The 1,901-nt window shown below is 72.8% G+C and carries 2 protein-coding genes; one reads left to right on the forward strand and one right to left on the reverse strand.

All coding sequences use genetic code 11. From position 1 onward, the window contains the following. Positions 1-182: 182 nt before the first annotated feature. Entirely contained in the window at positions 183-1,064 is an 882-nt protein-coding gene (locus tag ABD437_RS40480) for an HhH-GPD family protein (protein WP_344654301.1), read from the reverse strand. A gap of 111 nt (positions 1,065-1,175) precedes the next feature. Here ABD437_RS40480 and ABD437_RS40485 point away from each other — a divergent pair, with 111 nt between their 5' ends. After that, entirely contained in the window at positions 1,176-1,880 is a 705-nt protein-coding gene (locus ABD437_RS40485) for a hypothetical protein (protein ID WP_344654302.1), read from the forward strand. The last annotated feature ends 21 nt before the right edge of the window (positions 1,881-1,901 follow it).

The raw sequence follows: 1,901 nt of genomic DNA on the forward strand, positions 1-1,901 counted from the left end.
CGTCACTCCGATACAGGAGTGTTGCCACGACCATATGAATCCAAGGCCTACCTCGGCCGGGGAAGGGCCGGAAACCCGTCGTAGGCCCGGCAAGCCGTCGCCGGCCCTGGCGCTCAGCGCGCGGCGGCCCTGGCGCTCCCCGGCGCGCCGGGGAGCGCTCAGCGGGCGCTAGGGAGGGCCGCTCAGCGGGCGCTGGGGAGGGCGTAGCGGCCGTCGGGGAGTGGGTCGACGAGGCCGTCGGTCACCAGCCCGTCCAGGGCGCGTGCACGCTGCACGGGCTCGTGCCACACCACGTCCAGTGCCGCCTGCGGCACGGGGCCCTCAGCGTCGCGCAGGACGGCCAGGAGACGCCCTCGTACCTGACGGTCGGTGCCCGCGTACCCCTGCGGGCGCTTCACCGGGCCGTCGTACGCGGGTTTCCCGGCCCGGAACCAGGCGCAGTCGGCCACGACCGGGCAGTCGGCGCATCGTGGTGCCCGCGCCGTGCACACCAGCGCTCCCAGCTCCATCACGGCCACCGCGTACCGCGCCGCGACCGCGGCGTCCGTGGGCACCAGCGGCTCGGCCAGCGCCAGATCGCGCGCCGCGGACCCGGGCGGCGAGTCGGCGACCCCGGTGACGACCCGGCTCAGCACCCGCCGGACGTTCGTGTCGACGACCGCGTGCCGCTGGCGGTACGCGAACGACGCCACCGCGCGCGCCGTGTACGCCCCGACGCCGGGCAACGCCAGCAGTTCGTCGAGGTCGGTGGGCAGCTCGCCGCCGTGCCGCGTCGTGATCGCCACCGCGCACTCGTGCAGGCGCAGGGCCCGGCGCGGATACCCCAGCCGCCCCCACCGGCGGACGGCCTCACCCGGCTCGTCGGCGGCCATCGCGGCCGGGGTGGGCCAGCGTTCCATCCACTCGACCCAGACCGGCAGGACGCGTGACACCGGCGTCTGCTGGAGCATGATCTCGCTGACCAGGACACCCCACGGGGTGGCGTCGTCGGTGCGCCAGGGTAGGTCACGGGCGTTCTCGTCGTACCAGTCGAGGACGAGGGCGGCGAAGCGTGTCTCGGACATCGGAAGTGATGGTATTGGACGCCCTGAGCTTGTGATTGTCTCCACGTCAGGTTGAGACCTGCGGCGTGCCGTCACACGCGACGAGCCACGGGGCGATACGGTTCGGACACCATGAACTGGACGGTCGGACCCCACCCATCCAGCGTCTACTGGCGTCGGCGCCTGCTCATCATCGTGCCGGCCCTGTTGATTCTGCTCGTGGCCGCGTCATGCCTGATCACTCGCGGATCGGGCGCGGACGAGGCCCGTCTCGCCGGTGTGCCCTCGGCCAGCGCGGCCTCACCGGCAGCCGGTGCCAGCCCCACCGACCCCGGTGAATCCGGGGTCGGCTCGGCCGGCACGTCACCGAGCCAGGAGTCACCCGACTCGGCCACCGCGGCCCCGCAGCAGCCGGCTGGCGGTTCGACGTCGGCCGCGGCGGCGTGCCCCGACTCGGCGCTCACGGTCACCGCGGTCCCGTCCGACGGCGCGGTGCGCATCGGTGAGTTCGCGTCGATGCGGCTGGTCGTCAAGAACACCTCGAACGCGGCCTGCCGCCGTGACGTGGGCTCGAACGAGCAGGAGCTGAAGATCCTGTCCGGCGCCACCAAGGTGTGGTCGTCGGACGACTGCAGCTCTCGCGCGGACGCGTCCGCGGCCAAGTTCGACCGCAAGATCGTGCCCGGCGAGACGCTGAACTACTTCATCAAGTGGGGCGGCACGACGTCGTCGAAGAACTGCGTCACCGGCGCGGCGGTGAAGCCCGGCCAGTACCAGCTGGTGGCCCGGCTGGGCACGCTGGAGAGCAAGCCGGCCGCCTTCACCGTCAGCCCCTAGGTGTGCTGTGCAGGGACGTTG

The sequence above is a fragment of the Cryptosporangium japonicum genome (assembly GCF_039524755.1).
Classification (GTDB): domain Bacteria; phylum Actinomycetota; class Actinomycetes; order Mycobacteriales; family Cryptosporangiaceae; genus Cryptosporangium; species Cryptosporangium japonicum.